The 346-nt window shown below is 82.7% G+C and carries 1 protein-coding gene; it reads left to right on the top strand.

Annotated elements, in window-relative coordinates; all coding sequences use genetic code 11:
- A partial coding sequence (locus G3I42_RS16815; protein WP_275405261.1) for an FtsK/SpoIIIE domain-containing protein occupies nt 1–346 on the top strand: 346 nt, incomplete at both ends.

The raw sequence follows: 346 nt of genomic DNA, 5'->3' as shown, positions 1-346 counted from the left end.
CGGCCTCGCTCGCGGCGGGCGAGCGGCCGGACCGGCTCGGTCTCGTCCTCGTGGACGGCGCGGGGGCGCCGCCGGAGGGCGCGGGGCTCGGGGTGTGCGCGGAGCTGCCGCACGTGACGACGGTGCTGCGGGCCCAGGACCCGGTGCGGATGCGGGAGTTCGCGCAGGCGCTCGCGGGCGAGCTGAAGCGGCGGGCGCGGCTGCTCGACGGGGGCGGCGGGACATCGGGGGCCGGGGACCCGTTCGTACCGGCGCAGGGCGGGCTGGACGACACGGCTTCGGGGCGGGTCCGGGCGCGCGGGGCGGCGGGACCGGGGACGGGCGCCGGGACCGGGGTGGGCCCGGC

This window comes from Streptomyces sp. SID11385 (assembly GCF_010548245.1).
Taxonomy (GTDB): domain Bacteria; phylum Actinomycetota; class Actinomycetes; order Streptomycetales; family Streptomycetaceae; genus Streptomyces.
This window is presented reverse-complemented; position numbering and strand designations above follow the sequence as displayed.